This window comes from Tolypothrix campylonemoides VB511288_2 (genome assembly GCF_045999855.1).
Classification (GTDB): domain Bacteria; phylum Cyanobacteriota; class Cyanobacteriia; order Cyanobacteriales; family Nostocaceae; genus Scytonema; species Scytonema bouteillei_A.
Map to the genome: position 1 here is coordinate 160516 of NZ_JBFPMW010000010.1, position 25621 is coordinate 186136.

At 40.6% G+C, this 25621-nt stretch carries 22 protein-coding genes, 1 tRNA gene and 1 pseudogene; 10 read left to right on the forward strand and 14 right to left on the reverse strand.

All coding sequences use genetic code 11. The features are described from left to right. Positions 1 to 50: 50 nt before the first annotated feature. The 3 genes from AB0756_RS26775 to AB0756_RS26785 form a co-directional block, all read right to left on the reverse strand. Positions 51 to 1382, reverse strand: a complete 1332-nt coding sequence (locus AB0756_RS26775; protein ID WP_038085414.1) for an ATP-binding response regulator — start codon at positions 1380 to 1382, stop codon at positions 51 to 53. Positions 1383 to 1536: 154 nt separating this feature from the next. After that, positions 1537 to 1968, reverse strand: a complete 432-nt coding sequence (locus AB0756_RS26780) for a response regulator (protein WP_038085412.1) — start codon at positions 1966 to 1968, stop codon at positions 1537 to 1539. 307 nt (positions 1969 to 2275) lie between these two features. Beyond that, positions 2276 to 3886: a PAS domain S-box protein gene (locus AB0756_RS26785; RefSeq protein WP_038085410.1), complete on the reverse strand. Its 1611-nt coding sequence runs from the start codon at positions 3884 to 3886 to the stop codon at positions 2276 to 2278. Between the two features lie 519 nt (positions 3887 to 4405). On the opposite strand from AB0756_RS26785, the gene AB0756_RS26790 reads away from it, so the two are divergent. From AB0756_RS26790 to AB0756_RS26805, 4 genes are all read left to right on the forward strand, one after another. After that, complete coding sequence (locus tag AB0756_RS26790; RefSeq protein WP_038085408.1) at positions 4406 to 5125, forward strand: response regulator; 720 nt, start codon at positions 4406 to 4408, stop codon at positions 5123 to 5125. A gap of 318 nt (positions 5126 to 5443) precedes the next feature. Beyond that, on the forward strand, positions 5444 to 5713 hold the full coding sequence (locus AB0756_RS26795; RefSeq protein WP_038085405.1) for a GlsB/YeaQ/YmgE family stress response membrane protein: 270 nt from the start codon (positions 5444 to 5446) through the stop codon (positions 5711 to 5713). A gap of 393 nt (positions 5714 to 6106) precedes the next feature. Continuing rightward, on the forward strand, positions 6107 to 6988 hold the full coding sequence (locus AB0756_RS26800; protein WP_038085403.1) for a TIGR02587 family membrane protein: 882 nt from the start codon (positions 6107 to 6109) through the stop codon (positions 6986 to 6988). Continuing rightward, the gene (locus AB0756_RS26805; RefSeq protein WP_038085400.1) at positions 6985 to 7413 is read left to right on the forward strand and encodes a TIGR02588 family protein; all 429 of its coding nucleotides are present in this window, start codon (positions 6985 to 6987) and stop codon (positions 7411 to 7413) included. Before AB0756_RS26800 ends, AB0756_RS26805 begins: the two co-directional genes overlap by 4 nt. 53 nt (positions 7414 to 7466) lie before the next feature. Here the strand turns inward: AB0756_RS26805 and AB0756_RS26810 are convergent, their stop codons facing one another. The 4 genes from AB0756_RS26810 to AB0756_RS26825 form a co-directional block, all read right to left on the reverse strand. Beyond that, positions 7467 to 8234 (reverse strand): ChaB family protein, encoded by a 768-nt coding sequence (locus tag AB0756_RS26810; protein ID WP_038085398.1) that lies wholly within the window; start codon positions 8232 to 8234, stop codon positions 7467 to 7469. 328 nt (positions 8235 to 8562) lie between these two features. Beyond that, positions 8563 to 9102 carry a Dps family protein gene (locus tag AB0756_RS26815; protein WP_038085396.1) on the reverse strand — a complete coding sequence of 180 codons (540 nt, stop codon included), beginning with the start codon at positions 9100 to 9102 and terminating at the stop codon, positions 8563 to 8565. 414 nt (positions 9103 to 9516) lie between these two features. Beyond that, positions 9517 to 9882, reverse strand: coding sequence for a hypothetical protein (locus AB0756_RS26820; protein WP_038085392.1), 366 nt, complete (start codon positions 9880 to 9882; stop codon positions 9517 to 9519). Between the two features lie 466 nt (positions 9883 to 10348). Next, positions 10349 to 10924: an HMA2 domain-containing protein gene (locus tag AB0756_RS26825; protein WP_038085472.1), complete on the reverse strand. Its 576-nt coding sequence runs from the start codon at positions 10922 to 10924 to the stop codon at positions 10349 to 10351. Positions 10925 to 11577: 653 nt separating this feature from the next. Between AB0756_RS26825 and AB0756_RS26830 the strand changes: the two genes are divergently transcribed. Together AB0756_RS26830 and AB0756_RS26835 are read left to right on the forward strand one after the other, a co-directional pair. Continuing rightward, complete coding sequence (locus AB0756_RS26830) at positions 11578 to 11733, forward strand: DUF454 family protein (RefSeq protein ID WP_137986117.1); 156 nt, start codon at positions 11578 to 11580, stop codon at positions 11731 to 11733. Positions 11734 to 11971: 238 nt separating this feature from the next. Next, positions 11972 to 12796, forward strand: coding sequence for an HMA2 domain-containing protein (locus AB0756_RS26835; RefSeq protein ID WP_137986118.1), 825 nt, complete (start codon positions 11972 to 11974; stop codon positions 12794 to 12796). Between the two features lie 26 nt (positions 12797 to 12822). Here AB0756_RS26835 and AB0756_RS26840 read toward each other — a convergent pair whose 3' ends face one another. From AB0756_RS26840 to AB0756_RS26865, 6 genes and pseudogenes are all read right to left on the reverse strand, one after another. Next, positions 12823 to 14274 carry an APC family permease gene (locus AB0756_RS26840; RefSeq protein ID WP_038085391.1) on the reverse strand — a complete coding sequence of 484 codons (1452 nt, stop codon included), beginning with the start codon at positions 14272 to 14274 and terminating at the stop codon, positions 12823 to 12825. A 19-nt stretch (positions 14275 to 14293) separates the two neighbouring features. Continuing rightward, complete coding sequence (locus tag AB0756_RS26845) at positions 14294 to 16984, reverse strand: heavy metal translocating P-type ATPase (protein WP_063779452.1); 2691 nt, start codon at positions 16982 to 16984, stop codon at positions 14294 to 14296. 282 nt (positions 16985 to 17266) lie between these two features. Continuing rightward, positions 17267 to 17602, reverse strand: a complete 336-nt coding sequence (locus AB0756_RS26850; RefSeq protein WP_038085389.1) for a hypothetical protein — start codon at positions 17600 to 17602, stop codon at positions 17267 to 17269. Between the two features lie 959 nt (positions 17603 to 18561). After that, complete coding sequence (locus tag AB0756_RS26855) at positions 18562 to 18951, reverse strand: alr0857 family protein (RefSeq protein ID WP_038085387.1); 390 nt, start codon at positions 18949 to 18951, stop codon at positions 18562 to 18564. Positions 18952 to 19001: 50 nt separating this feature from the next. Continuing rightward, a pseudogene (locus AB0756_RS26860) lies at positions 19002 to 19154 on the reverse strand (HNH endonuclease); the annotation flags it as partial. 53 nt (positions 19155 to 19207) lie between these two features. Next, positions 19208 to 19453, reverse strand: coding sequence for a hypothetical protein (locus AB0756_RS26865; protein ID WP_336604380.1), 246 nt, complete (start codon positions 19451 to 19453; stop codon positions 19208 to 19210). An 82-nt stretch (positions 19454 to 19535) separates the two neighbouring features. Between AB0756_RS26865 and AB0756_RS26870 the strand changes: the two genes are divergently transcribed. The 3 genes from AB0756_RS26870 to AB0756_RS26880 all read left to right on the forward strand — a co-directional run bounded on the left by AB0756_RS26870 (position 19536) and on the right by AB0756_RS26880 (position 23261). After that, positions 19536 to 19874, forward strand: a complete 339-nt coding sequence (locus AB0756_RS26870) for a ribbon-helix-helix domain-containing protein (protein WP_017746024.1) — start codon at positions 19536 to 19538, stop codon at positions 19872 to 19874. Between the two features lie 776 nt (positions 19875 to 20650). Next, positions 20651 to 22669, forward strand: a complete 2019-nt coding sequence (locus tag AB0756_RS26875; protein WP_167844736.1) for a sensor histidine kinase — start codon at positions 20651 to 20653, stop codon at positions 22667 to 22669. Between the two features lie 10 nt (positions 22670 to 22679). Continuing rightward, positions 22680 to 23261 carry an SRPBCC family protein gene (locus tag AB0756_RS26880; RefSeq protein ID WP_038085465.1) on the forward strand — a complete coding sequence of 194 codons (582 nt, stop codon included), beginning with the start codon at positions 22680 to 22682 and terminating at the stop codon, positions 23259 to 23261. A 70-nt stretch (positions 23262 to 23331) separates the two neighbouring features. Here the strand turns inward: AB0756_RS26880 and AB0756_RS26885 are convergent. Next, a tRNA-Glu gene (locus AB0756_RS26885) sits at positions 23332 to 23404 on the reverse strand. Between the two features lie 294 nt (positions 23405 to 23698). Between AB0756_RS26885 and AB0756_RS26890 the strand changes: the two genes are divergently transcribed. Continuing rightward, complete coding sequence (locus tag AB0756_RS26890) at positions 23699 to 25621, forward strand: cation:proton antiporter (RefSeq protein ID WP_050045258.1); 1923 nt, start codon at positions 23699 to 23701, stop codon at positions 25619 to 25621.

Genomic DNA, 25621 nt, shown 5'->3' on the forward strand with positions numbered 1-25621 from the left:
ACTTTTTTTGAAAAGAATTTATAACTTGATTTTCTTTTACAATCTTAAAATTATAAGTCCCTACTTTTCCTTTGCATACCTTCTGGAGCAAAGCGAGCCATTTCCTGCTGACGCCATAGATTTGTTTGATTTGAATAAGAAGGAGAATTCACTGCCCCATCAGCACTTTGTTGATTTGATGCTAATATTTTACGAGGCATCTCAATCCGAAACACCGATCCCTCTCCCAAACGACTTTCTACAGATATTGTGCCATCCATCATTTGCAACAATGCTTTAATAATTGGCAAACCCAAACCCGTACCCGGATACCTGCGAGTTGTACTCTGATCGACTTGCCTAAAAGCTTCAAAAATTTGCTTTATATCAGCAGAATCGATCCCAATTCCGGTATCGTAAACCGCAAGCTGCAGTTGCTCGGGAGAGAGTTCTTTAACCTCAACTCTAATACTTCCAGACTCTGTAAACTTAATTGCATTTGAAAGCAGGTTCGTTACAATCTGTCGTACACGAGTTGGGTCGTTAAATACCAAAGAGTTTGGTAATTCTATTTTAACTACCAAAGACAAATTCTTCTCCTCCGCTAGCGATCGCATTTCTTGGATAGTGGCATTAACCACCTTTGATAAATCAAAGTTTTCTGGCTTTAAATCTAACTTTCCCGCTTCTAGTTTAGAAAAGTCGAGAACTTCATTAAGTAACATGAGCAAATGCTTGCCATTATTTAGAATCCGCTCTACCATATCTTTCTGTTGATGCGTTAATGGTCCGCATTTTGGTCTCAATAATAACTGAGAAAACCCAATGATGGCATTCATTGGGGTTCGCAATTCGTGAGACATAGTTGCTAGAAACTGCGATTTCAGTCTTGATGCTTCCACCAGTTTCCAATTTTGTATTTCAATTTGTTTTCGCTGTATTTCTAATTCCTGGTTTTTCCGAGTGAGGAGATCGTTACTCTCTCGCAATTGTTGATTGGCCAAAGCGACTTGCATTTCTGCTCTATGGACTCTAATTGCATTTCGCAGCACCTGTGCCAAAATTTCTGAGGATATCCTGGATTTCGAGAGGTAATCAATAGCACCAGCTTTCATCAGTTCCACTGCTATCTGCTCATCTCCCTGACCTGTAAGAACAACAACTGGCACTCGAATCTCTTTTAAACGTAAACTGTGAAGTAGACTTAAGCCGTCTTGGTCTGGCAAGCGATAGTCGAGAAAGACACAATCATAGGAACTATTGGATAAGGTAGCGATCGCACTATTGCCATCACTTGCCTCAAAAAGTTGCATTTGTACACCGGCTTTTGTCAATGCGCGACGCACTGCCATGCGGTCTACTTCGTCATCATCTACAACTAAAACTTTTAGTTTCTCTTCCATCACTCTTAGCTTTCGCCATTATTCAACACAGAAATCTTTTTTTATAGGATTTACTGTTGGTATAACCAAATTTTCTTATTTTAACTGTCATCAAAATCATCTTATTAAAACCTTAACGGTAGTTGACGGCACTTTTTTGTCAGCGAGCGCTGACCTATGGCATTTCACACAATGTCCAATATTTGTTTAAAGTTGCCATTAACTCTATAAAACTATTAAAAGTTACAGGTTTAAGAATATAACCAGCAACATTGAGATTATATGCTTCTACTCTATCCTTATCTTGATTGGAAGTTGTCATTACTACCACCGGGGTTGCCCGCAATTTAGAATCGGAACGTAATTCTTGCAGGAATTCAATCCCGCCCATTTTAGGCATATTTAAATCTAACAAAATCAACCGTCTTTCGGATGGAACTTCAGGCTGTTGACCGTTAGTTCCACGTAACATTGACAGTGCTTCTATCCCATTTGTGGCAAGATATAAGGGATTATTAATATTTACTTTTTTGAATGCCCGTTTGACATTCATTACATCAACTTCGTCATCCTCCACCAATAAAATGTTTATCACTCTGTCTGACATTTCCTTTGATTAAATACAGTGTACTCAATCTCAATTTCGGGCGACCGAAAAAGACATTTCATTTTTCAAAGCTAATAGTTTGACTTTAACAGGAAATGACAATATTATCATACTATTAGCATGACTTAAAATGATTATATAAATAGCAAAACAAGCTAAGCCCCAGTAAAACGAGATACCCGACTCAGCTCCAAATCGATTGTAATTGTATGGCGAGTAGTGCGTCTTCAGCCATTGGTCAGAGCTGCACGAAAATCATACCATTTTGGATGCGTGGGTTGGGAACTCCCCCTAACCCGCGCCTTCCTTACTCAAGGGGTTGTTTGAGCCAAGTAAAGCGAAAAGTGCTACCTGCGCCTTCTTGAGAGTGCAATGAAATTGTACCGCCTTCGGTTTCAACAATTTTCTTGACAATGGCCAACCCGACTCCAGTGCTTTCTTTGCGATCGCGAGCTTCTAAGGTCTGGAATATCAGGAAAACTTTATCGTGAAACTCAGGAGCAATTCCAGGTCCATCATCAGAAACAGCAAATTCATAAAACGCTCCTCGGTCTTGCACGGAAATCATGACACGACCATCAGTTCTAGAATGGTGCTTGACAGCATTCCCAATTAAGTTGCTAAATACTTGTAGCAAAGGTAAGCGCTTGGTCACAAAGGTAGGCATATCTGGTTCTACCTCAATCGTGAACGTAGGCGGGGGACAAAGGGAGTCAACAATCTCTTTGATAAGTGAAGCAACATTGACCACCGACAATGGCACTTGAGTGCGTCCCACCCTTGAATATTCTAACAACCCGTTGATTAAAGATTCCATTCGGCGCACTCGCCCTCGCAACAAGCGCATCTGCTGTTGGTTTTCTTCGGGAAGAGTGTCTGCGAGATCTTCTTCCATCCATTCTGAAAGACTGGCAATGGCGCGTAGGGGTGCTTTAAGGTCGTGAGACGCCACGTAAGCAAACTGATCGAGTTCGTCATTACGTTTTTTTAACATTGCTGTGGTTTGCGCCAGAATTGTGTTTACGCGTACTAACTCTTCTGCTCGTTGCAGCAAGGCTATTTCTGCTGCTTTACGCTCGTTGATTTCTTCTATGACAGCAATGAAATATTTGGGCTTACCGGGAAGAGACACGGGAGATAAGGTAGAACCGTTCTCCTTTTCTCCTCCTCTCCCTCTCTCCCCCTCTCCTCTTTCTTCCTTTGCTAGGGAAACGGTCAGATCGATCCAAACAATTGAGCCATCCTTGTGAATGTAGCGCTTTTCCAACGAATAATGATCGATTTCACCCGCTAGTAGCTGCTTGATACAGTTTAAATCATTTTCCAAGTCGTCTGGATGAGTAATGTCGTGAAACCTTTGTTCTAAAAGTTCTTGATAGGAGTAACCAACGATTTCACATAATTTTTGGTTCACTCGCAACCATCGACCATCTATAGCTACGTGAGCGATCCCAACGGCTGCTTGTTCAAAAGTTGCACGAAACCGTTCGTCTGTCTCGCGTAATGCTTCTTCTGCTTGCTTTTGGTGTGTAATATTATCAAATACAATCCCAATACATCGGTTTGGTAACGGAAACACTTTTATGCTAAAAAAGTTACCCGATATTCGTTCGTCACTACAGTAAGCTTCATATTGGTCTATGTGGCGATCGCACAGCGCCACTTCCGCATACAATTCCAAAGTCCCTTTATTCTCCTTGTATGTACTGGGAAAGCATTCCGTGATTCGTTTCCCAATAAAGTCTTGTAGAGACATCCCAGTGAGGCGACTGGCTGCGGGGTTGTTAGTAACCAATCGGAATGAAGTGACTTCTTTAGGATCTTCTAGATGCCATACCATCAAGCCAAATTGCATATTTTTAACAATCTCGGCGTAAAGCTCTAGTTGTACCTTCTCTGCCTCTAAACGTAGGTTCATTCTGCGATTTTCCAATTAAGTGGTACTAGATTCAGAATGCTTCAACATATCTTAGGTTGTTGAAATTCATAAGAATTCTATGGTGGCTCTCTTCTACAATGGTTATCGTATTTTAAACAACTTATTTTTGCTAATATAAAATATTATTATTCTTTAATTTTATAAGAAAAATTTAATATTGTGACAGGAGATTATTTATAGGATTTAGTATTTGGATTGAGATGAGAGATAAAGTAAGAATGAAACTCCCCCATCTCTATATACTGCAAGAACTAGAAGACTTTATATAGAAAGAAATAGAATTTGTATAAGTATTCCACAACCTTTTGTTAAGGAGCCATATATCTCCAGCTAGATATCGATCTGTATCCAATGACAAATAGATAAAAAATACCTTATTTCTATCGGTGGATGCAAGATGGAGTAAATATCATCTATCCTGAGTGTTGGAAAATAATAAAAACGTTTGCGTTTTAGTCGGCTATAGACAGATGCAATCAGGAGCGAGCGAGTGTAGCGATGAGCGAAATTAGTATTGTTCTTATTGAGGATCATGACCTAACACGAATGGGGCTGAAAGCTGCATTACAATCTAACAGCACACTTCGAGTTATTGGCGAAGCACCAAATGCAAGTAAAGGATTAAAACTATTAGAAACAGCTAAACCAGATGTTGCTGTTGTAGATATTGGTTTACCCGATATAGATGGAATCGAGCTAACTCGAAGATTTAGGCAATGGCAAGCAGAAACAGGCGACACGTCCACAAAAATTCTTGTGCTGACGATGGAGCACACAGAAGATGCAGTACTAGCTGCTTTCGCAGCAGGAGCAGACTCCTACTACATGAAAGATACTAGCATCGATAAGCTAACTGAGGCAATCCAAGCTACTCACACGGGTAACTCCTGGATAGATCCGGCGATCGCAAACGTTGTACTGCGTCAAATGCGCCAAGGGTTACCTGAAGATCAGCCTACTGATAAACCAAAAACCGTCAAAATAGAAGCGCTCTCTTCAGAGTACGAGCAAGTCTTAGAAACCTACCCACTAACACAAAGGGAACTAGAGATTCTAGAGTTGATCGTAGCCGGATGCAGTAACGGACAAATTGCTGAGAAACTTTATATCACAGTTGGGACAGTCAAAACCCACGTCCGTAACATTCTGAATAAACTCTGCGCTGATGACCGTACTCAGGCGGCTGTTCGTGCTCTCCGTTCCGGGCTAGTTGCATAAAACTGATGAGGAGCAATGAACTTTTCGACAAGTTCTGCCATGTTTTTCAGTTAAATTTAACTATTACTTAGGATGGGGAACAGTCTGCCCTAAAATTTACAAGATAATACACAATTGAGAGTATAGAGTCTCCATAAACTGGGGTGGGCATAATATGTCCACCCCATACCACTTTTATAAACATTTTTACCACTAACCACTAACAAAAATATTTATAACTCTTGCGACAGAACAAGCACTGAACTTGTGATAGAAGAGGTAACTAATTAGCTTTGATAAATTAGTTTTTAAATCATTAAGACAAGAGGAATTTCAGTTATGAACATCATCGCTTGGATAGTACTAGGTCTGATTGCTGGAGCAATTGCCAAAGCCATTTATCCCGGTCGTCAAGGTGGTGGAATTCTGGCAACAATGATTCTTGGTATTGTTGGTGCTTTCATCGGAGGTGCTTTAGTAACTTTCTTGGAAACAGGAACCCTACAATTTGCTGCAGCTAGCTTGAGTATTCCCGGTCTACTTGTAGCAATTCTTGGAGCAATGATTGCTATCTTCCTGTGGGGATTAGTAACTCGTAGTGCTGCTTAGTAGCGATCGGTGACCAGTGACAAACTTATCCCTATATTTACAAAGATGGGGTTTGACTAATAAATTGTATTCTCTTTTTCATAAACAAATTTAGGGGCTTGTACCCTATAGGTTACTGGTCATTTAGCCGTAAATTTATCATAAAAATTTAATAATCATCATAACATGAGCGTAAGATACAAAATATTCGGTTAATTAATTTATCAAATTAACCGAATATTTTTTTATTGAGGTTAAGATAAGACAGAAAAATTTAATATAGCAGTTTTAAATGATATACAAACACCTCTTCCTTGTCTCCCTTGTTTGGATTTCAAATAGAATTGTTATACCTAAAAAAGTCCGCGTACATCTAGAACAGGTTGCCTGCAAAAATTGAATTAAACTTGTATTATGGTGCTTGCAAAAAGTCGGAAGAAAAAAATATGTGTACGTGAAATTAATGACATCATCAGGGGTAGTTGTGGAGGATTTTTATTTGGTATCCCATTGCTTTATACAATGGAAGTTTGGTGGATTGGGTCACGGGCAAAACCACCAGTGGTAATGTTGGCTATAGCACTTATGTTCGTCGTAGTTTTCTTACTGAATCGTACAGAAGGCTTTAAGAGACCCAAGCGGAATTGCCCGCCTTATCAATCAATAACAGACACAGTAGAAGCTATAGCGATCGGGATATTCTGCTCTACTTTTATATTGATATTATTGCAAGAAATAACACCGACAATACCTCTGAAAGAAGCTTTAGGTAAAATTATTTTTGAAAGTGTCCCATTTACTTTGGGTGTAGCTTTAGCTAACCATTTTTTAGGAGATACGCGCAATACAGATGCAAGAGAACAAACAGACAGCAAAAACAGTCAAAACTCCAAAGAATTAAGCGCTACTCTTGCTGATATTGGTGCAACCTTAATTGGTGCAACTGTCATTGCTTTTAACATCGCACCTACAGACGAGGTTCCAATGTTAGCAGCAGCAGTGTCTCCACCTTGGGTACTGCTAATTATTGCTTCATCCTTAGTAATTTCCTACGCTATTGTGTTTCAAGCAGGATTTTCCAATCAGCAAAAGCGCAGACAGCAAAAAGGAATTTTTCAACGACCCATAAGTGAAACTGTCATGTCTTACCTTGTTTCACTGCTAGCAGCGACATTTATGTTGTGGTTCTTTCAGCAACTAACTTTAAACGATCCTTGGACAATTTGGTTGGAACATACGCTGCTGCTAGGCTTACCAGCCACTATTGGAGGCGCAGCAGGAAGGTTAGCTGTATGAGCCAACAGATAAACGAACCTACAGATTCCGAAAAAGAACAACAGCATCCAAAGCGGAGTCTGGCGGAATGGGTTACTTTTGGAGTTGCATCATTTATCTTAGCAGTGGTTGTTAGTTTAGTATGCTACACTTGGCTAAACGATAAGCAAGAACCTCCTGTTCTTTCTGTGAGCAAAAAGCAAGAGATTCGACAAGTTAACGGACAATTTTATGTTCCCTTTGAAGTTGTGAATCTAGGGGGAGAAACAGCAGAGTCAATTCAGGTTATTGCTGAGTTACGGATGAATGGTGAAGTGACTGAAGCAGGGGATATTCAGATAGATTTTTTATCTACGAATGAAACGGAGAAAGGAGCTTTTATTTTTAGCCGAGATCCCCGACAAGGTCAGTTAACTATAAGAGTTGCTAGTTATAAATTACCGTAAAGTGGTTAGTTGTTAGTTGGTATGCTTTAGCACTAACAACAACTAACCACTTACTAAACAGTCGTCTTCACTTTAGAAAAAATACCATTTTCGTCTTCATCATACCGCTGATGAACTGTTTCCCAAGCAGCTTGTTCGGCCTTGGATTCATCGTTTGTTTCTTTGAAGACAGTGTTGTAGCGCTCAATAAATGTGCCTTGAGCTTCACTAGAAAGATGAGAGCGAATTTCTGGAGACAAATCTTCCGGGCTGTTGCAACCACCAGTACATGCACGAGGTAAGGCTTGCTCGATTGTATGAACTTCTTCGCCACCTGCACTTTGCAGTAGAAGTTGAAACTCTCCCGATCGTTCAGCAGGAACTTCTACCATGATTAAGAATTCCCCAGCTTGCAAGCGAGTTTGATAAATAGCTGCTTTGTCTTCTGGCATTCCCAATGCAGTTAAGACGGATACTAAACCTGCACCAGCACTTCCTGCGATCGCACCACTTGCAGCCCCTAATAATATTGCACCAATAGGACCTGCAGCAACAATTGGACCGACAAAAGGAATAAACAGTACACCAACACCAGTCAGCAAGCTTAGGAAAGAACCAAATAAAGAGCCAAAGATCGCTCCCGTTCTCAATCCTCCTAAAATGACATCTCTTTTACTAATGAAACCAGCTATTCGGGTTTCTGATTGAAAGTTTCTACCCATAACCGAGATGTGGTCTCTCGATACACCTCGATCCAGTAAACGTCGAATGATATCGTTAACTTGATTTTGATCTTTAACAACTGCTGAGATAGTACGTTCTGCTTTATATGGTTCTGGCATTAAGAGACTCCTTTGATGATTGGGGATTGCTAATTGGCAAAGGTAGGGCTCCCTAGAGGGAAGAAGCTATGGCGTACACACAAGTCTTCTCAAGTGGATTCTTGTGGTTTCGATCCCCCCTACCCTGCTTAAAAGGGGACAAATCTTCACTCGTCCCCTTTTAAGGGAAGCCAATTCTGTAGGAGGGTTAGTCCGACCCAGGAAACTGACATCCGGGTTTCTCTACTTGTAGCACGTGGAGTGAATTGAGGGGGATCTCAAAAATTAGGAGGCTAAGCGAGTCGTTTAAAAACACACCCACCCTAGTAGCCCTGACTGATTACCTTTCCTATACACCTACAGGAGTTTTTGTTTGTTCGAGTCTATTTGAACCGTCAGCTTGAATAGACTGTCCTTCAATGAAAGAACGCAGCATCCAAGCCATTTCCTCATGTCCTTCCATCAAGCCAGTTAAGAAATCAGCAGTTCCTTCATCATGGAAGTCCTCACTACTGCGATCTATGTGTTCCCGCAAGTTACGAATAATTTGCTCGTGATCGTCTACCAATCGAGCCACCATATCAGTCGCTGTAGGTACATTACCACCTTCTTCTTTAAGAGTGGCAATATCTAGAAATCCTTGCAAAGTCCCAACTGGGTATCCGCCTAAAGTCCGAACTCGCTCAGCTAAAGCATCAATAGTTTCAGTGAGTGTTTGATATTGTTCTTCCCAAAGTTCGTGAAGAGTACGGAATTGAGGTCCTACAACATCCCAATGGAACTTTTTAGTTTTAACTAAAAGTACGTAGGCATCTGCTAAATCTTTATTTAGCAACTCAATAACACCTTGACGTTGCTCTTCTGTCAAACCAATATTTAACTTACGCATGACTTGGAGTCCCTCAGCTATCTTCTTTATCTAAGTTCACAACTTTTATTCCATATCATCATCAATCTAAGGAAGGATCGTGATAACGGGGCTTACGCAACTCCACGGTATTTTTAGGATTTCAGGCGTTGCAAGCCTAATTAACCGGGAGCATCCCAATTTGGAAAAAATACATTTGCGATTGAAACCGCGACTATACAAGCTAAGTCCGCTTACACCGACTGCTATATGTGTAAGCCCTATATAAATAGAAATAGACATCTTGCAATCAGCTATCAAGATGCCTATCCTATTGGTAAGATTGGTAGAGTCTTTAACCAACGACTCAAAACCTAATATTTTAAGCCGCTATTTACTTTTGAAATGCATTTCAAAAAAAGTATCCAGATTCAGTAAAAAGTATGAAATGTTATGTTAGTTCTTACCGGTTACCTTGTCTAACAAATTCTTCACTTCATCTTCTACTGTTGTAGCGTTGCTTGAATTTTCAGGACGCTTCTGCTTCTCAATATCGGCTGTTCCCTGAATTTCATTTAATCCACCACCCTTTGTTGCCTCAATTTGATCTTCAGCGCTTAGAGGTGGTTTTGCAGAGGCTTCATCAGTTCTTTTTTGGGTTTCTAGTAACTGTGTTGTAGCCTCTTTTGGATTGCTTGTGTTAGTTCCAACTGTTGCAGCAGCAGGAAAAGCATTAGAGAAAAACAACAAGGTACAAGCGATCGCTGCAATTACAAAACGTACTGGGCGTAGCATAGATAAATCAAAACCAACTTTCTTCATCTAAATCCTCCTAATGATTTAGGTTATCCAAAAATCACGTATGCGTGGTTTTAAACACAAACAGACAAGTACAGTATAAATACTTATCTGCCGTCAATTTTGGATACCACAATAGTTAACTACAATTGACTACAATTGGTGTCCTTTGAAAGGGTTTTGAGAAGTAGTCACTCAGCAATCCTCACTGGGAAGAAAAGCTCAAAGCTTTTCTATATATTGCTTCTACTTACCCGATCTCATATTGCAACTTTCAAGGAACCTTTCGATATGGGTTAGCTTACTATTTTTCTAATACGAAAGCAGTGGATTATGTATCGACCTGAAGAATGAACTTCTAACTTTAATAAATCAATCTAGAGACAGACCCAATTTGTACCCTTTTAGTGGATTTGTTAGCGATCGCTTGTAGTTACGAGTGCAAGCTAATGTTTTGCTACGCTCTCTATTTTATGCTAAAAGTCTCAACTCAAACAACATCATGCCCTGCTTTTTTTTGCTCTCGCTTAGGTAACACGAACATAACGGCTGACTTTAGCTTTTGTGTCATCGCTTTTGTTTTAGACAGTAAATTCTTCCAAAAGTCAGTCTTAAACCGCCCATACTGAATACCTGTACGCACTTTATTTATATTTTGGATACTGTCTATGAAATTAATCAGAGCATCAAAAATGGCTCCTAGAAGTGGTCTCGCCGTAACTTTTGGTGGCTGGACAGTATCTGGAGCAACTTGAATCAAATTAAGTAGGTGCGATCGCATTTGGTCGTCTGAGATAGTATCTGGTCGATACGTGATGGCAATAGATGCAGCTTTCTCGTTAATACGAACATCCGTAATTCCAGAATTAGATTCTTCTATTATTGCTTTGAGTTTTTCAGCATAGTCAGAATCTGTTGCTATTTTGGGAATACAAAAACGAATGCGTCCGGGAATCGCATGAGCGATACTATACGAGATTTCGCGATTTCCTGCTGTACCATTAACTGAATGTAAGGTTGTCACTTGCAAATTTTGGGTTGAATTAGACAAATTTCTGGAAGTCATAAGTAGGTCGGTATTAAAAATTGTCGTCATGACAAGGCAGATGGCAGAAGGGAAGGGGTTTTTAGGCAACTTTACTTTTCGTTACATAATTCTATTTTTTTGCACCTCTCTACTTATATAGATTTTCTTTTACTCATAGAGTTAAGCAGTCAAGAGAGTTTATCGTCTGGCTTGATAGCATCATAAAAGCTTTGTCATATTGTTTTTTGTTCAATTCAAAATCGATAAATTAGATTCATATACTCCTAGATAAATAAATCTAATTTTACATTTTTATATGAGACTTTAATTATTTTTTTAAAATAAAAAATATTAATTTATTTATATTTCTTAAAATATCATTGGTCTTCTATCTAAAGAAATATATTAATATTTTCTATAATTTCACCAAATGATTGATACTAGCCCTTTAACAAAGAAGATTGATGAAAGCGAGTTTGATATCAATACTACATGGATTTTTGTGAAAAAATCAAAATGTGTTTTTATTGTTGAGAAACGAAATCCAACCTACTAATATTCTTAATTGCTTTGTATTGGATTTGGTATAACATATAAGACTTACACGTCAAGAAAAAATCAAACATCAAGTGATATGATAAAGATGAAACAATTGTTTGATACGTGTAATTTTCAAGCAAGGGAGAAGGTTAATGACTGAAGTTTTGAATTCACTTAAAAAAGTGGTTTTAGGAGTTGTAGGAACCGTAAGTTTAGTCATTGGTATTGTAGGGGTTATTATCCCCTTCTTTCCTGGAACACCGTTTTTAATTTTGGCTGGAATTTGCTTTTGGGCTATGAATGCCTGAGGCTGTGTCTTCTTAATCTACATAAATACAATTATATACAAGCGGGTGATTTGTTACGCAAAAGGTTGATATTCCTCAACTAAAAACTAACAACCCCGCTTTCATAAAATTTATTTATCAAATTCAAAATTAAAAATATTTGTTTTTATTAAAAGCCCAAGTATATATTGGTGATGTTAAGAGATGTTTGGACAAAACAAGACTGTTAATCTCCAGCTCAAATCTTTACCTAATTGTGATGCTAGTTGAGCAAGATATGAATAAGTCCCTATCAAATATAGAATATAGTATCGTTCACGCTACCCCAGGGCGCATCCGCATTAGCGTTCCCCAACTGAAAAAAAATCTAGAGTACGCAAAAAAACTCGAGCAGTTACTGAATTCGCTTGATTCTGTTGTCCGCGTGCGGTTTAATCCCCAAGCTGCTTCCATTGCAATCCGTTACGATGCCAATAATATCTCAAATGAGGTTGTTCAGAATAAGATTGCTGGTTGTTTTGAGCAAGCAGTTTCAGGAGATCTGTACCAGCAAAATCAAAAATTTATTAAAGCTTCCACCAGACAAGTAGAAAAAGTAGAAACTGAAGAACTAGCTAGCAAGATAGGTGGTGAGTTTATTGGAGAGATTGTTGGAGGTGCGCTCGGTCATTTATTGCTTGGCTCTATAGGAGAACGAATTGCTTCTGAGGTAATGTCAAGAGCGGGAGGATTCATTGGTGAGTCTGTCAGTAAGGAAATTGCTGATGTTGCGGGACTCATAAACCATCTAGAGTCCCAAGCAACTAAACAAGCAACTAAAAAGCCAATTCTGAAGCCATATCAGCAAAATCAGCCAGATAACGATAACGTTCCGAGCAACCCACCACAAGTAACAACAGGTTTAACGGCTTCTCAGCTAGAAAAATTGTGGCAGATTCCAAGTAGCACGATTAATGCCCAAGCAGATAAAGGGGTTTTGGCTTTTCAAACCTGGAGTCAGGAAAAATCAGGTATTCGGTGGAGTTTTGGATTGTCCGCATCGGCTTCATCAGACCCTGAAATGTTGTTTTTCCCGTGTGATTGAGAGCACAGAGCATCGGTACATACTCCTCAATTTTCTAAATCTCCAAATCTAGCATGAATTTCATCAACTCCTTGCTGCATTTCTGAAACAAGTTTGGGAGAACGGAAAGTCTTCTTTAAAAACCAGCCACAAGTGATTGTTATGTAGCATAAAAACAGATAAGGAAAAACATTGTAAGGAGCTTCTGGAACTGGGAACATCTTACTTCCAGGAATACCTATACTGCCCACAATGGGGATAATCATAAACGCGATCGCCAGTATCGAGAACATTATATCGACTGGACGAAGTATTCTCTTTTTGTGCAAGTAAACTGGAGCCGCTATTGAAATCAGAACATACACAGTTAAAAATCCGTAGCTACACATAGCTCCCAAGTAACCCATGCTCTCAAACAAAGGCACTTTAAAGAAGGACATAACAGCAGGTACCAAAAATGTCACAAAAGAACACATTGTCACTGCTATGTGAGGTGTTTTGTTGGATGTGTGTGCCGATCCCAACTTCGAGTGAAACAGTCCGTGTCGTGCCATCAGGAAAAATATCCGAGCGGCAGGATTAATACAACCAAGGACGCAAGCAAAAAAGCTAAACAGAGCACCAAAAGCAACGAGTACTCCCAAAAAACCAACTCCTGCTTGTTGAGAAAGAAAACCTAAAGGCTCTTCACTTTTGGTAATCGAGACACCAGCGTTACTAAAACCCAGCACTTCAACATAAGCTGTGAAGGTAAAAAATATACCTGCCAGAATAGCGCTACCAATGACAGACCTGGGGATTGTTTTCAATGGATCTTTCGCTTCATCCCCCAAGCTCGTAGCACTTTCAAAACCAGAGAACGCGAACATCACCAGCACTAATCCCGTTGCTATATTACCAGGAGATACTCCTTGTAGGGTTAATTGAGGTATGTGGAGTGCAAAGCCTGTTTTTGACCAAATAATAAGACATAAGATTGTTATTAGCAGAAGAGATAATCCTTCAATCCACAACATTGCTATTGCAGAAAGTTGGATATCTTTATAAGCTGCATACCAAGCAATTGCTGCACCGAAAGCCAATAGCGTAATACTAGAGGGATGAATACCCAACTGACCAATGAGCGCTCCACTAAAGTTAGCAAAACCACATAAAGTTGACATCCCTGTAAATAGATACGCCAGCACTAAGCTCCAACCACAAATGACACCTGCTATCGATCCAAGCCCTTTAACAATGTAGGAGTATAAGGAACCAGGTGAAGCCGAACGACTAGCGAATTGGTTGATATTGATACTGACAAGTACTAGTCCAACCAAACCGATAAGAAAGCTCAACCAAGTTCCGTTCCCTGAAAGCGCAACAATTAAGCCCAGATTTGAAGCAGGAATTGTGGTGGGTGCTATGACAGCAAAAGATTGAGCTAGAACTTCTCCAAAAGATAGACAGTTTGATTTTAAGCCGTGAGCGCTTTGAGGCGGTGAGATTTTGTTTGCCATTTTGTAAGTTTTAAATCATTTAAACTGCTACACTTTCAGCAACCTGGACGCTGGAAACAACGGTTTGATTTGAATGAGAGGCATTCCATTCAGAGGTTTTTACTAACTCATGTTCGTGAAGAGAAGTATCATTGACATGAGTATGCAATCGATTTTCTGCTTCAACCAAATCCGTAGCATCTAGAGAACTGCTGAGGGGAGCCAAACCGCCAGGACCTAAAAGCGGGCGCAAGCCATTTAATTCAGCTAGGAGTGCTGAACCATTGTTAATAATAATTGCCAGTACGGGATCGAGGGCAAAGAGTACGCCAGCCGCTGCTGCACTAATGTTGGGAACGGCTACAATGAGTGCGTTTTGCCAAATAACATCCATTGTGTACTTAGCAACTTTAATAGCATGGGTTAAGCCCCTCAAATCATCTTCCATCAATACGACATCTGCAGTTTCTCTGGCAATATCAGTTGCACCTGCAAAGGAAATGGAAACATCTGCATAAGCCAGTGCTGCTGAATCATTAATGCCATCGCCGCAGAAAGCAACGGTTTTACCACTGTCGTGAATTGCTTTCACGACTTCAACTTTTCGTTCTGGAAAGGCTTCAGCGTAGACTTGATTGCTATCTATGCCTAAATCGGATGCGATCGCTTTTGCCACTCTTGTCACATCACCGCTTAACATATAAGGGCTAATGCCTTGTTCGCGGAGTTCTTTTATGACATCTTTGCTTTCATGACGAGGTGGATCGCTATATAGGATGACTCCTAGCAGTTGCCCATTTCCTGCTACGTAAATCAAGGAGTTACTACCTGATTTGATATTTGGGTAGTGCTGCTCCAAGTACTCTAGGCTAATGTTTTCTTCTGCCATTAAGCGATGACTGCCAACAAGGAGTTGCATACCATTGATGGTGGCACAGACACCGAGTCCGACTCGATAATTCCATTCCTCACACTCATAAAGCTCCATGTCTTCTTCTTTGGCATGGCGGACAATTGCTTCAGCAACTGGGTGAGTCAATCCCTGTTCGGCGCTAGCAGCGAGAGTCAGTATTTCTCTTTGTGATTTTCCAGCATCAGTGAGTTTTACACCTGTTACTTTAGCGTGTCCTTGAGTAAGCGTTCCTGTTTTATCAAAGACAACAGTGTCAACACGAGCAAGAATTTCAATAGCTCGACCGCTACGGATATAAACTCCATTCCGAGCTGCGTAAGTCAGGGCTGAGAGAATTGCTGTTGGTACTGAGACTCTAATACCAGTTCCTACATCTAAAGTCAGCAAAGCGATCGCTCGATTCAAATCTCCAGTTACTAAACCAACGCCTGTTCCTACCAAAAGAGTGGGTAATACAGCCTTGTTTGCGATTGTTGCGGCGTAGTTTTCTACACGAGTATCATGCACTGGAGCAGACTGCATGAGCGATACAATCACACCTGCACGAGTGTTGTTACCCATGCGTTCTGCTAAGATGCACAGGTTTCCATTTACAAGTAAGGTGGAAGCAAAAACTTCATCACCTTCACAACGAGTTACGGGAACTGACTCTCCAGTGAGTTTGCATTGGTCTACCAGCCCTGTACCACGTATGATATGACCGTCTACAGGAATTTGATCGCCTGGATAAACAACGACGCGATCGCCTTCTAAAATGTCTTTCACTGGGATTTGCACTTCTTTACCGTCACGTTCTACTAGAGCGTACTTACCCAAACAATCGAGTAAATTTAAAGAAGCTCGTTCGGTACTGCGTGCGGTCATGTCTCGAATCACTTCACTCCCTTCTATCAGGCTTAACATGAATGCTGGAGCAAAGTAATTGCCTAGGGAAGTATGAAGACTAATTGTTAAAGCATCAAGGAAATCAATGTTGAGTTGGCGTTCTTTCTCAATGTATTCTGCTGTTCGTTGGAAAACTGGAATAGCAGCAAAAAATATCGCTGCCGACACGAGAAAACCAGGGAAGGGCAAGCCTATTAAGGCACCAAAACTCAGGACTAGACTCAGTACAGATGGACCCAGCCTTTGCCAGTAATCAATCTCATGTTGATTGTCTTTTTCTGGCTTTGAGCTATTGACAAGTTCCCAATCCAGCTCGATGTTCAAAGCTTGTTGGATCGCTTCAAATAGCTTTTGTTCTGCTTGTGCGAGCGCGATTGCACCTGCTTGATATTCGTACTCAACCGCTAGCGATCGAGCTAATGCATTAATACGTACATCAGCGATTCCGTCAATAGACTCAACAAGGTATTTGAGCTTGAGAGCATAGTCAGAATCTGCTGCCAGTCGAGGAATGTTTATCCTTATATGCCATTCATTTTTATGAACAACCTCATACCCGACTACTTGTGTTGTCGTTGACACAGAAAATTGAGTTTTTGACAATGTCTCATCATTTCTAACAAAGTCAACGTTTTCTGAAGTTTCTAAAACACTGACATACTCAATACATCTGAGAATTTTCTCCTGAATCAAACTACTGGCAACATCCCGATTTCTAAACTCTATCGAAATCGATCTAGCCGCAGGATTAATACGAACATCAGTGACAAAATTTAGTTTCTCAATAACCTGCTTGAGAGTTTGGCAATACTCTGAGTCATATGCAACTCTGGGTGTTTCAATCCGCAAACGTTGCTCGTTCTTGTGAAGAATTCGATAACTCACTTGTTCGTTTTCAGAAGACTGAATTGTGTCTTTTTCTGTGGTTAACATTCCTAAATTTGCGTTATTTTTCCATTCATTTTGGCTCACATGAAACAACCGACACATTACAGATGAATGTGCCGAGCGACTGTATCAATTTCGATGAGAAGAGCCATACACAGTCTGTCCGTCTAACCTCAATATTTTACCTTTCTGCTTAAATTGCAACTGAAAATTTATCGGGTTAAACTTATACAAACATTGGATGCTTGGAAATTACTTATTTCCAAACAACCATGCAGAAATAGTTACCGATAATTTCAGTTATGAATTTGTATCGAATCGATTACGTTACTCTGATACGATTTCTACGTGTTGGGGTTCCACTTTTTCAGAAACAGTTTTTCTTTGTACGTGCTCTACCTTTGCATCTGCTATCAAATCTCGAAATGACTCTTCTGCCTGAGCAAAGACAACTTGGGCATTTTCTACTGCCTCAAATCCCCATACGAGACCTTTCTTCGTTAATTCTCGTGTGGATTCTGTTATAGATTCAGTTAGCTTTTCTCCATCTTGCCCTAAAGCAGACCCCACTGAACTTATAACAGGTGCAAGAACCACTGCACCAAGTCCAACTGCAATAGCAGTAAGAGGCTCGATTCCTAGTAGCAAAGCTTCCCATTCCATCTGTTTTTTAACCTGATTGCGTAACGATTGGGTGTTAAAAAAATAAGCGTTTTGTTGCTCTGCAAACAGTTTATTTACTGGTTTGCTTAATACATTATTATCATAATTTTCTGATTTCTATTCTCTTTTTTCTGATTTTTATTCTATTTATTTTTCTTATAATACTATATGTATGACAATATTTTTGCTATCAAGCGATCGCTGTATTTTGCTTATTCTCTGTATTAGTTAAAAACTCAATCAAATTACCTTGGCAATACATTATTTAAGACTTTCTTAGTGCCAAGGTAAAAGTGATTTTTGTAAGATTTTTCTCAGACTTTCTATATGTTCTGAAGTATCTTCAAGAAATCTCTAAATTTTTATTGACAGCAATATGTGTAGAGAATTTGAGTTTTCCCAACCACTATTTAAGCAGAAACCACAGTTGTCAATTCATCACTCCCACACACATTCTGTCCACAGGCAGATGTGCGAAAGCATTGAATGACTTAAAGCAATATCGTAAGAAGTCTCACCAAAGCTAACTCTTCAATCAATATGTTGCTTGAAAAGATAGTCCGGTAATGACATCGTATTAGTGTATCATTATAATGGCAATCCTAGCTTAGTTAGTATAATTTTGTAAATTGAAAAGCTACAGACTCGTCAAGATTTGGTTAATCCAATATCTCAAAACCCAAGCGTCACAAGTTATGTGAATCTCTAAGGCACATTTTCTATCCACCAATATTAGTCATCAAAACTTAACAATTCAGTTTTGTTTTACAATGCATTGCTTTTCGTCACGCTTGTCCCATGTTGAAGTGAGGACTACTTTGTAACAATGTGTAGTATAAGCTTGTAGAAATATCTTGATTCTTGTAGGATGGGCGTCTCGCCCGTTCTTTTCTGTGAAACTTGCCCGTCCTTCTTTAGTACGATCGAAATATATAGTGGTGGGCAATGCCCACCCCAGATTATTCACTCATGACAGAAGCCCTCTGTTGAGCTTGTTGCCACAATTTGTGAAGAAAAAATTCAGAACGATCGCTGATTGCGGTCACAAAAACGCCATCAGCATCCTCAGAACCATCAGAAAGCCAGGAACCTCGCAGGCTGACTTCTATATAGTCGTTATCGCAAGAACACAGAGCAATCATCTCGCTATCCTCGCGAACAACAGACGCCTTAAGTCCCTCAACTCCTGGTAAATCAACAGGAAGCAAAAAGGAAGCCGTGCTGGGTTCAACGCACAAACATTGACCAACTCGGAGTGCGAGAATAACTCGCTGAGTTACCCATTCTTCCAGCGATTGAGCCAGACACTCCATGTAAAAGCTCGATTCGGTGTATGTTAATTTCAGCATTCCTCATGCTCTCCTGTTACTCCAGGTTTGCTTGCACATCTATCCAAAACCGCCTTGTCTGTTACTAGCCGCACAATCGCCCGCTTGATATTTACCCAACACAATGGTGAGTAATTTTGGGAAAACACCACCAAGGATTGCTCTAGAACTTGCATTGCGCTCGTCACGGATTGACTCCTCATCAAAAAACCCCCGCTTCTTATCCTGTGGAAGCGGGGGTTGGAAATTTGACCATTTTCTTCTTGTCGTTCTGGTCTTATATCGGTACAGTTTCCCGGTCTCTGTACCTCCCGCTTTCTTTGTCTAGTTTTGGTGCTGCGTACAGTACACCAATGCTGGCATATCTTGAATCACTATCGCCCTCTTCGTGTTGCAATTTATTTGGATTACCATTATTCCCCATAAATAAATACTCCACTCCCACGGCGGCTGATTCCCAACTAAATCGGGAGTTGGCAGCATGCGAGGAAGTAGAGATGGAGATGGGGTAAATGGATATCACAGAAAATTTCACCTATTGAACATTCCTTTAAACATACTACACTTGTATTACTATCCTGTCCATACTTTAAGGAGAAAAAATGATGCATACTATCGCTCGCACCCCAACCACCGATATGGAAGTTACCAGCATCCGTTTGGAACGGGAACTGAAGGATAAGCTAAAAGACTTAGCTGGCAATCAGGGATATCAGGCTTTAATCCGAGATATCCTTTGGAATTACGTCCAGCAGAAGTCGGGTGAGTGGAAGCCGAGGTTTTCGCGCTCTGATATTCGAGCCAGCATATCCGCCACAGCACAACAGGAAGAGCGCTGTGTGCTCACCGGTCAATTGATACAACCAAAACAACCAATGTTATTAGGATTAACAAGAAATGGCGAAATGGTTCCTCTGAGTGTCGAAAGTTTGGTCGCCGATTAAACTTTTGTGGCACTAAATGCAGCTCGGTTGCACTCCTCACAGGCAACCGGGCTGCATTTTTCTCTTTAAATACATTAATTATATTAATTATTTTATTTTATAATATAAGTAATTTAAATTAGTGGTAAAAAATGTTATTGGGAAAAGGCTAAAGGTTCTGTGTAGTTTCTGCTGTCACAGGATTTTTTTAAAAAAAATTAACATAATCTAACATTTTCCTCTGTTTAAAAATAAAGAACCTATGAAGTATATGGAGTTATATAAAAAGACTTGAAAAAATATTTTTTTACCTGTGGAAAACATTGAGGTTTTCTTTGATAAAACCAGGTAATAAAAGAGTTTTCTTCGTAAAATCCTGGAATAGAGGTACTGGAATGAATCTAGAGAATATGAATTAAATATTACGTTTTTACATTTTTTCATCTCAGTGTTAGCGCGGAAATACTTTAAGAAGCATTTGCTCCAAATCTAGAGAAATTACGGTTTATATATAGTTACAAGCGAGATATCCTAAGTCCAAGTTAGTCAATTATCGAGGTACACCAAAGCCAACAATTATTCTGCTGAAGCATCTTAATATATTTTTCATATTTTTTACTTTTTTAGAAATTTGTTTAACATACCGGAAACTTGGTCATCTGAAATAGAAAGGGGCTATAACAGGTGAGGGAAAGATTTGAGGTTCGTTAGGGTGCAGCAGCAGAGAGATCGAGGAATGATGTGCTAAAAGATTTTGTAAAAAGAAAATGGGGTCAATGTCCAAGAGTGTGCTAGGAATGAACAAACCTTTATCATCGTCGCTAAAGCGCCCAAATGATGATATAGAAAAGCAACAACAACATTCGGTCAAGCTGATGCAGCATCAGGAAGAACCTGCCTTCGAGTTGGCACAAAAACTTAACCAAATCATTGCCAGCGATCTGACTCCAACAATGATGCTGCAAGAAATTGCCAAAGTTCTGGGAGTTGTCTTTGATGTAGATTGCTGTTGTCTGGTAACGGTACCAACTGAGGTATCGAATGAAGTCATGAGTGCAAATTGGCACGCTAAAGAGTACTCAGGCTTACTTCCCTCAGAAGAAGTATTTACAGCGATGGAACAGTTGGACTTACCAGTGATGGAATGTGCTTCTGAACCAATAACGATAGAAGATATTGCGACAATTCAAAAAAGTCTGGTCCATGGATGTCAGTACTTACCGCTCGCAAAAGCCGTTTTATCAATCCCTACCCGGTTTGGTGGTAAAAATAACGGTGTAATTAGCTTGATCAAGTCACAGCCCTACAGTTGGACTGAATCAGAAAAACAATTGCTACAATCTGTCGAATCTTCTTGTGCGATCGCATTTTCCCACGTGGTACAGGTACAGCAAATTGCCAGCCAACACAAATACTTACAAACTTGTGCTCAGCACCAAAACTTAATCAAGCAATTAACGATACTCAGTCGTAGCAACTGGGAATTAAATCAAATGCTCCAGTTAGCATTAGCATCTACCGCCGAAACATTAGGGGCAGATAGGGGTTTGCTGATCCTTTTGAAATACACAGATCCACTATCTATTAGAAATAATTCAAAAAAACAAATTCCCAAGGCGAAAGCAAACGTTGTGGGTGAGTGGTGCCGGGACAAAGAAGGCGCTCCAACAAACAAATCGGGTACTTCGGAAAATTCTTTTTACCTTTCCGATTGTGGTTTGTGCCAGCGTGCTTTTGTCAGTGCCGGAAAACCTGTAATCGTTAATGATAGTACAGATATAAGAGATAATTCAACAGTAGCTTCAGTATTCGCAATGGAAGCACTGCCCGCAATGCTGTTAATGCCATTAGAAATTCAGGGTAAAGTTTTGGGATTTATGGTATTGCAGCAAGCAAATGCTCGGAGCTGGCAATCCTCAGAACTCAATATATTGGAGATGATTTGCGCTCAATTAAGCAATGCCATCATCCAAAACCAGACTTTGCGCCAAGTCCAAACGTTGGTAGATGAGCGCACGGCAAAACTACAAAGTAGCTTGGAACTACAAGCAAAACTGCACGAAAGAACTCGGCAATACGTTGAGCAACTCAGAGAACTCAACGAACTTAAAGATGAATTTTTAAGCAATTTGAGCGATCGCCTGCGCTACCCATTAACGAATATGCGTATGGCATTGCGTATGCTGCGCCAACCTGGAATTGGTGCAGATCGCCAAGTGAAATATCTAGATATTCTAGAAGAAGAGTGTAATAAGGAAATTAACTTAATTAATGACTTGCTGACACTCCAAAGACTGGAGAACGATCCAGAGCGCCCGCAACTAGAAACAATAGATTTAAATACAAAAATTCAGGATATAGCTGCATCTTTCGAGAAGAAACTAGCAGACAAAGGGATCGCTATATCCCTAAACTTGCCAGAAGAGCCTCTCTCGATACAGACAGAATTGGAGAGTTTTGACAGAATTTTCCAAGAGTTATTGACAAATACCTATAAGTACTCAGAGCACGAAACAGTTGTCAACATACAAGCCAGCCACGAAGTTAACCAACAAGTCGATCGGGTTATTATTAAGGTAACTAATGTGGGACGTGGCATTTCTGAAGAAGAAGCTGCCTACATCTTCGATAAGTTCCGTCGGGGTAAGGGAAGATGGACTCCCGGTACTGGCTTGGGACTTGCGTTGGTAAAATCTTTGGTTCAGCACCTAGGTGGCGAGATTGCCGTTGAAAGCAAGCCACTTGAGGAGTCTAGCTTGAGTAAAATTTGCTTTAGTTTGACTTTGCCCCAATTTTCTAACGATAGCGAATCATAAATTGGTAAAAGTGATTGAAGAACATAACATCCCAAAAGAATTTGATGTAGTTGCTTGCGAAGACACCAGTCAACAACTAGATTCGGAGATTGATGCGGTTGCTTTGCAATCTGTAGAGGTTCAAATTGAGAAAATCACAGAACGACAGAGACAAATCACTGCTTGGCTTCAAATTCCTCATCCAGTGGATAAGGTGTGGAAAGTGCTGACAGACTATGAAGCGTTACCTGAGTTTGTTCCCAACCTTACCAAAAGTTGTTTGCTAAAACACCCAAAAGGAGGTATTCGTCTAGAACAAGTTGGCGCTCAACGATTTCTCAACATCAACTTTTGTGCGCGTGTCGTACTCGATCTTGAGGAATATTTTCCCAAAGAAATTAATTTTCGTATGGTAGAGGGAGATTTTAAAGAGTTTTCCGGTAGCTGGCAATTAACGCCTTGTTCCCAAAGCGAAGGTAGTGGAACTCGTCTTTGCTACACCGTTAAGATTTGGCCCAAACTAACCATGCCAGTGGGGTTGATCGAACGCCGCTTGAGCAATGATATGCGCTTGAATTTGGCTGCTATATGTCACCGCGTGCAAACTACATAACGCAAAGAAGCAAATGCCATTCCGTAAAATGGCATTTGCTTCTTTAATTTTTATTTTCGCTTTTTTTAAATACCCCCAGGGGAATTCGAATCCCCGTTACCTCCGTGAAAGGGAGGTGTCCTAGGCCTCTAGACGATGGGGGCGCGTTTGCGTCACCGCTTGGCTTCACACTTTTATTAATTTAACGGCTTTTCCTTTAGATGTCAACAGATTTTTTGAAAAAATTTCCGTTTGCCTCACGTCCAATCCCCATCTCCCCATCCCCCAATTCTCAATGCCATTGCAACAAAACTCAAAAAATGGAGTACCATATCAGACTAAGTATAAAAAAAATATCTGGTTTACCAAGACACAGCTGGTGTGACACTGCGCTCAACCGACTTAACTATACTGTTCTTGATAAGAGATTTTGAAATATATCGGTCAAAATCTACAACATGGAAGCATCATTTGACATGACCCTGCAGATGGTAATAGCCGTCTTTGCAGGTATTAGCGCTCAAGTGCTGGCTGCATACCTCAAGGTACCCAGCATCGTTTTTTTGTTGCTGTTTGGCATCCTGCTTGGCTCTAATGGTATTGGGCTATTGCATCCCCATATGCTAGGCACTGGGTTAGAAGTTATAGTCGCCCTAGCAACGGCAGTTATTTTGTTTGAAGGCGGGTTGAATCTGGATCTACAGGAATTGGGTAAAGTTTCGTCTAGCCTTCAATTGCTTGTCACTCTCGGAACTCTAATCACGCTGCTTGGTGGTAGTATGGCAGCTCACTGGTTGGGTGAATTTCCGTGGCCTATTGCTTTTCTCTTCGCTTCTCTAGTAGTCGTCACAGGTCCCACTGTTATTAGTCCCCTGCTCAAACAAGTCAATGTTGACAGACAGGTTGCAACTTTGTTGGAAGGGGAAGGCGTTTTAGTCGATCCAGTAGGAGCAATTCTTGCTGTCGTAGTACTTAACACAATTCTTAACAACCATACTGACTTTGTCTCAGCTGCTAGCAACCTGATGATGCGCTTGAGCATTGGTGGCGCTATTGGTTCAACCGGCGGCTGGCTGATGTCTTTTATTTGCAAACGAGCCAATTTTCTCTCATTTGAGGTCAAAAACCTAGTCGTTTTAGCAGGTTTATGGGGTTTATTTGCTTTGTCTCAAATGGCTATCAGCGAATCGGGATTGATGGCAACTGTTGTCGCCGGGGTGGTGTTTGGAGATTCTTCAGTCCCAGAAGAAAGATTGTTGAGACGCTTTAAAGGTCAACTGACAATTCTGAGTGTTTCGGTTTTATTTATTTTGCTTGCCGCAGACCTATCTATTGCTAGTTTGTTTGCTTTAGGTTGGGGCGGTGTGTACACGGTGTTGGTCCTGATGTTTGTTGTCCGCCCGGTTAACATCCTCTTGTGTACCTGGAATAGCGGTCTCAACTGGCGACAAAAGCTATTTCTCAGTTGGGTGGCTCCAAGGGGAATTGTTTCTGCTTCGGTTGCATCCTTATTCGCAATTCTGCTGACACAACGAGGTGTGAACGGTGGTGAGGCGATTAAAGCATTGGTGTTCCTCACCATTATCATGACAGTGGTTTGCCAAGGACTTACTGCTGGCTGGGTTGCCAAATGGTTGCAAATTACCTCAACAGAGGCTACTGGAGCAGTGATTGTTGGCTGCAATCCTTTGAGTTTGTTAATTGCTCGGTTGTTTCAAGAACGGGGCGAACAAGTGGTGATGATTGATACCGATCCACAACGCTGTCTTGAAGCAGAAGCAGAAAATCTTAGGGTGATTGCTAGTAGCGCTCTAGACACTGGGGTCCTAGAAGAGGCTGGACTCGCTTCAGTAGGAACTTTTTTAGCAATGACTAGCAATGGCGAAGTCAATTTTGTTTTGGCGCAACGCGCTGCTGAGGAGTTCGATCCACCACGAGTTTTAGCAGTATTTCCTCGCGATCCGCAAGCAACGACAACAGTCAAAGAAAACAAGGTAAATCAAGCTTTCCTTTCAGATTTATCTATCAAAACCTGGAATGACTACCTCAATGACGGACGGGTAAAATTAGGCACAACAACACTCAGTGCTGCTGATTTTGAACGCCAGCAAGAGCATTTACAAGGATTAATTGGGGGAGGCGAGTTAGTACCGCTTTTGGTAGAACGAGAAGAGCGCATTCAGGTTATGCCAGCTTCTCAAGAATGGTTTGTAGGCGATCGCATTATCTACCTATTACACGACCCCAGACCAAGCCTTTTAAAACGCTTGTCCGGTAGCAAGCAATCAACTCGCCTCTCGTTAGAAAAGTTATCTGAGGTTGAAGAAATACCGCTAACAAATTTAGCTCAACTTTCAACCAGCGATGCTCCTACCTCTTGA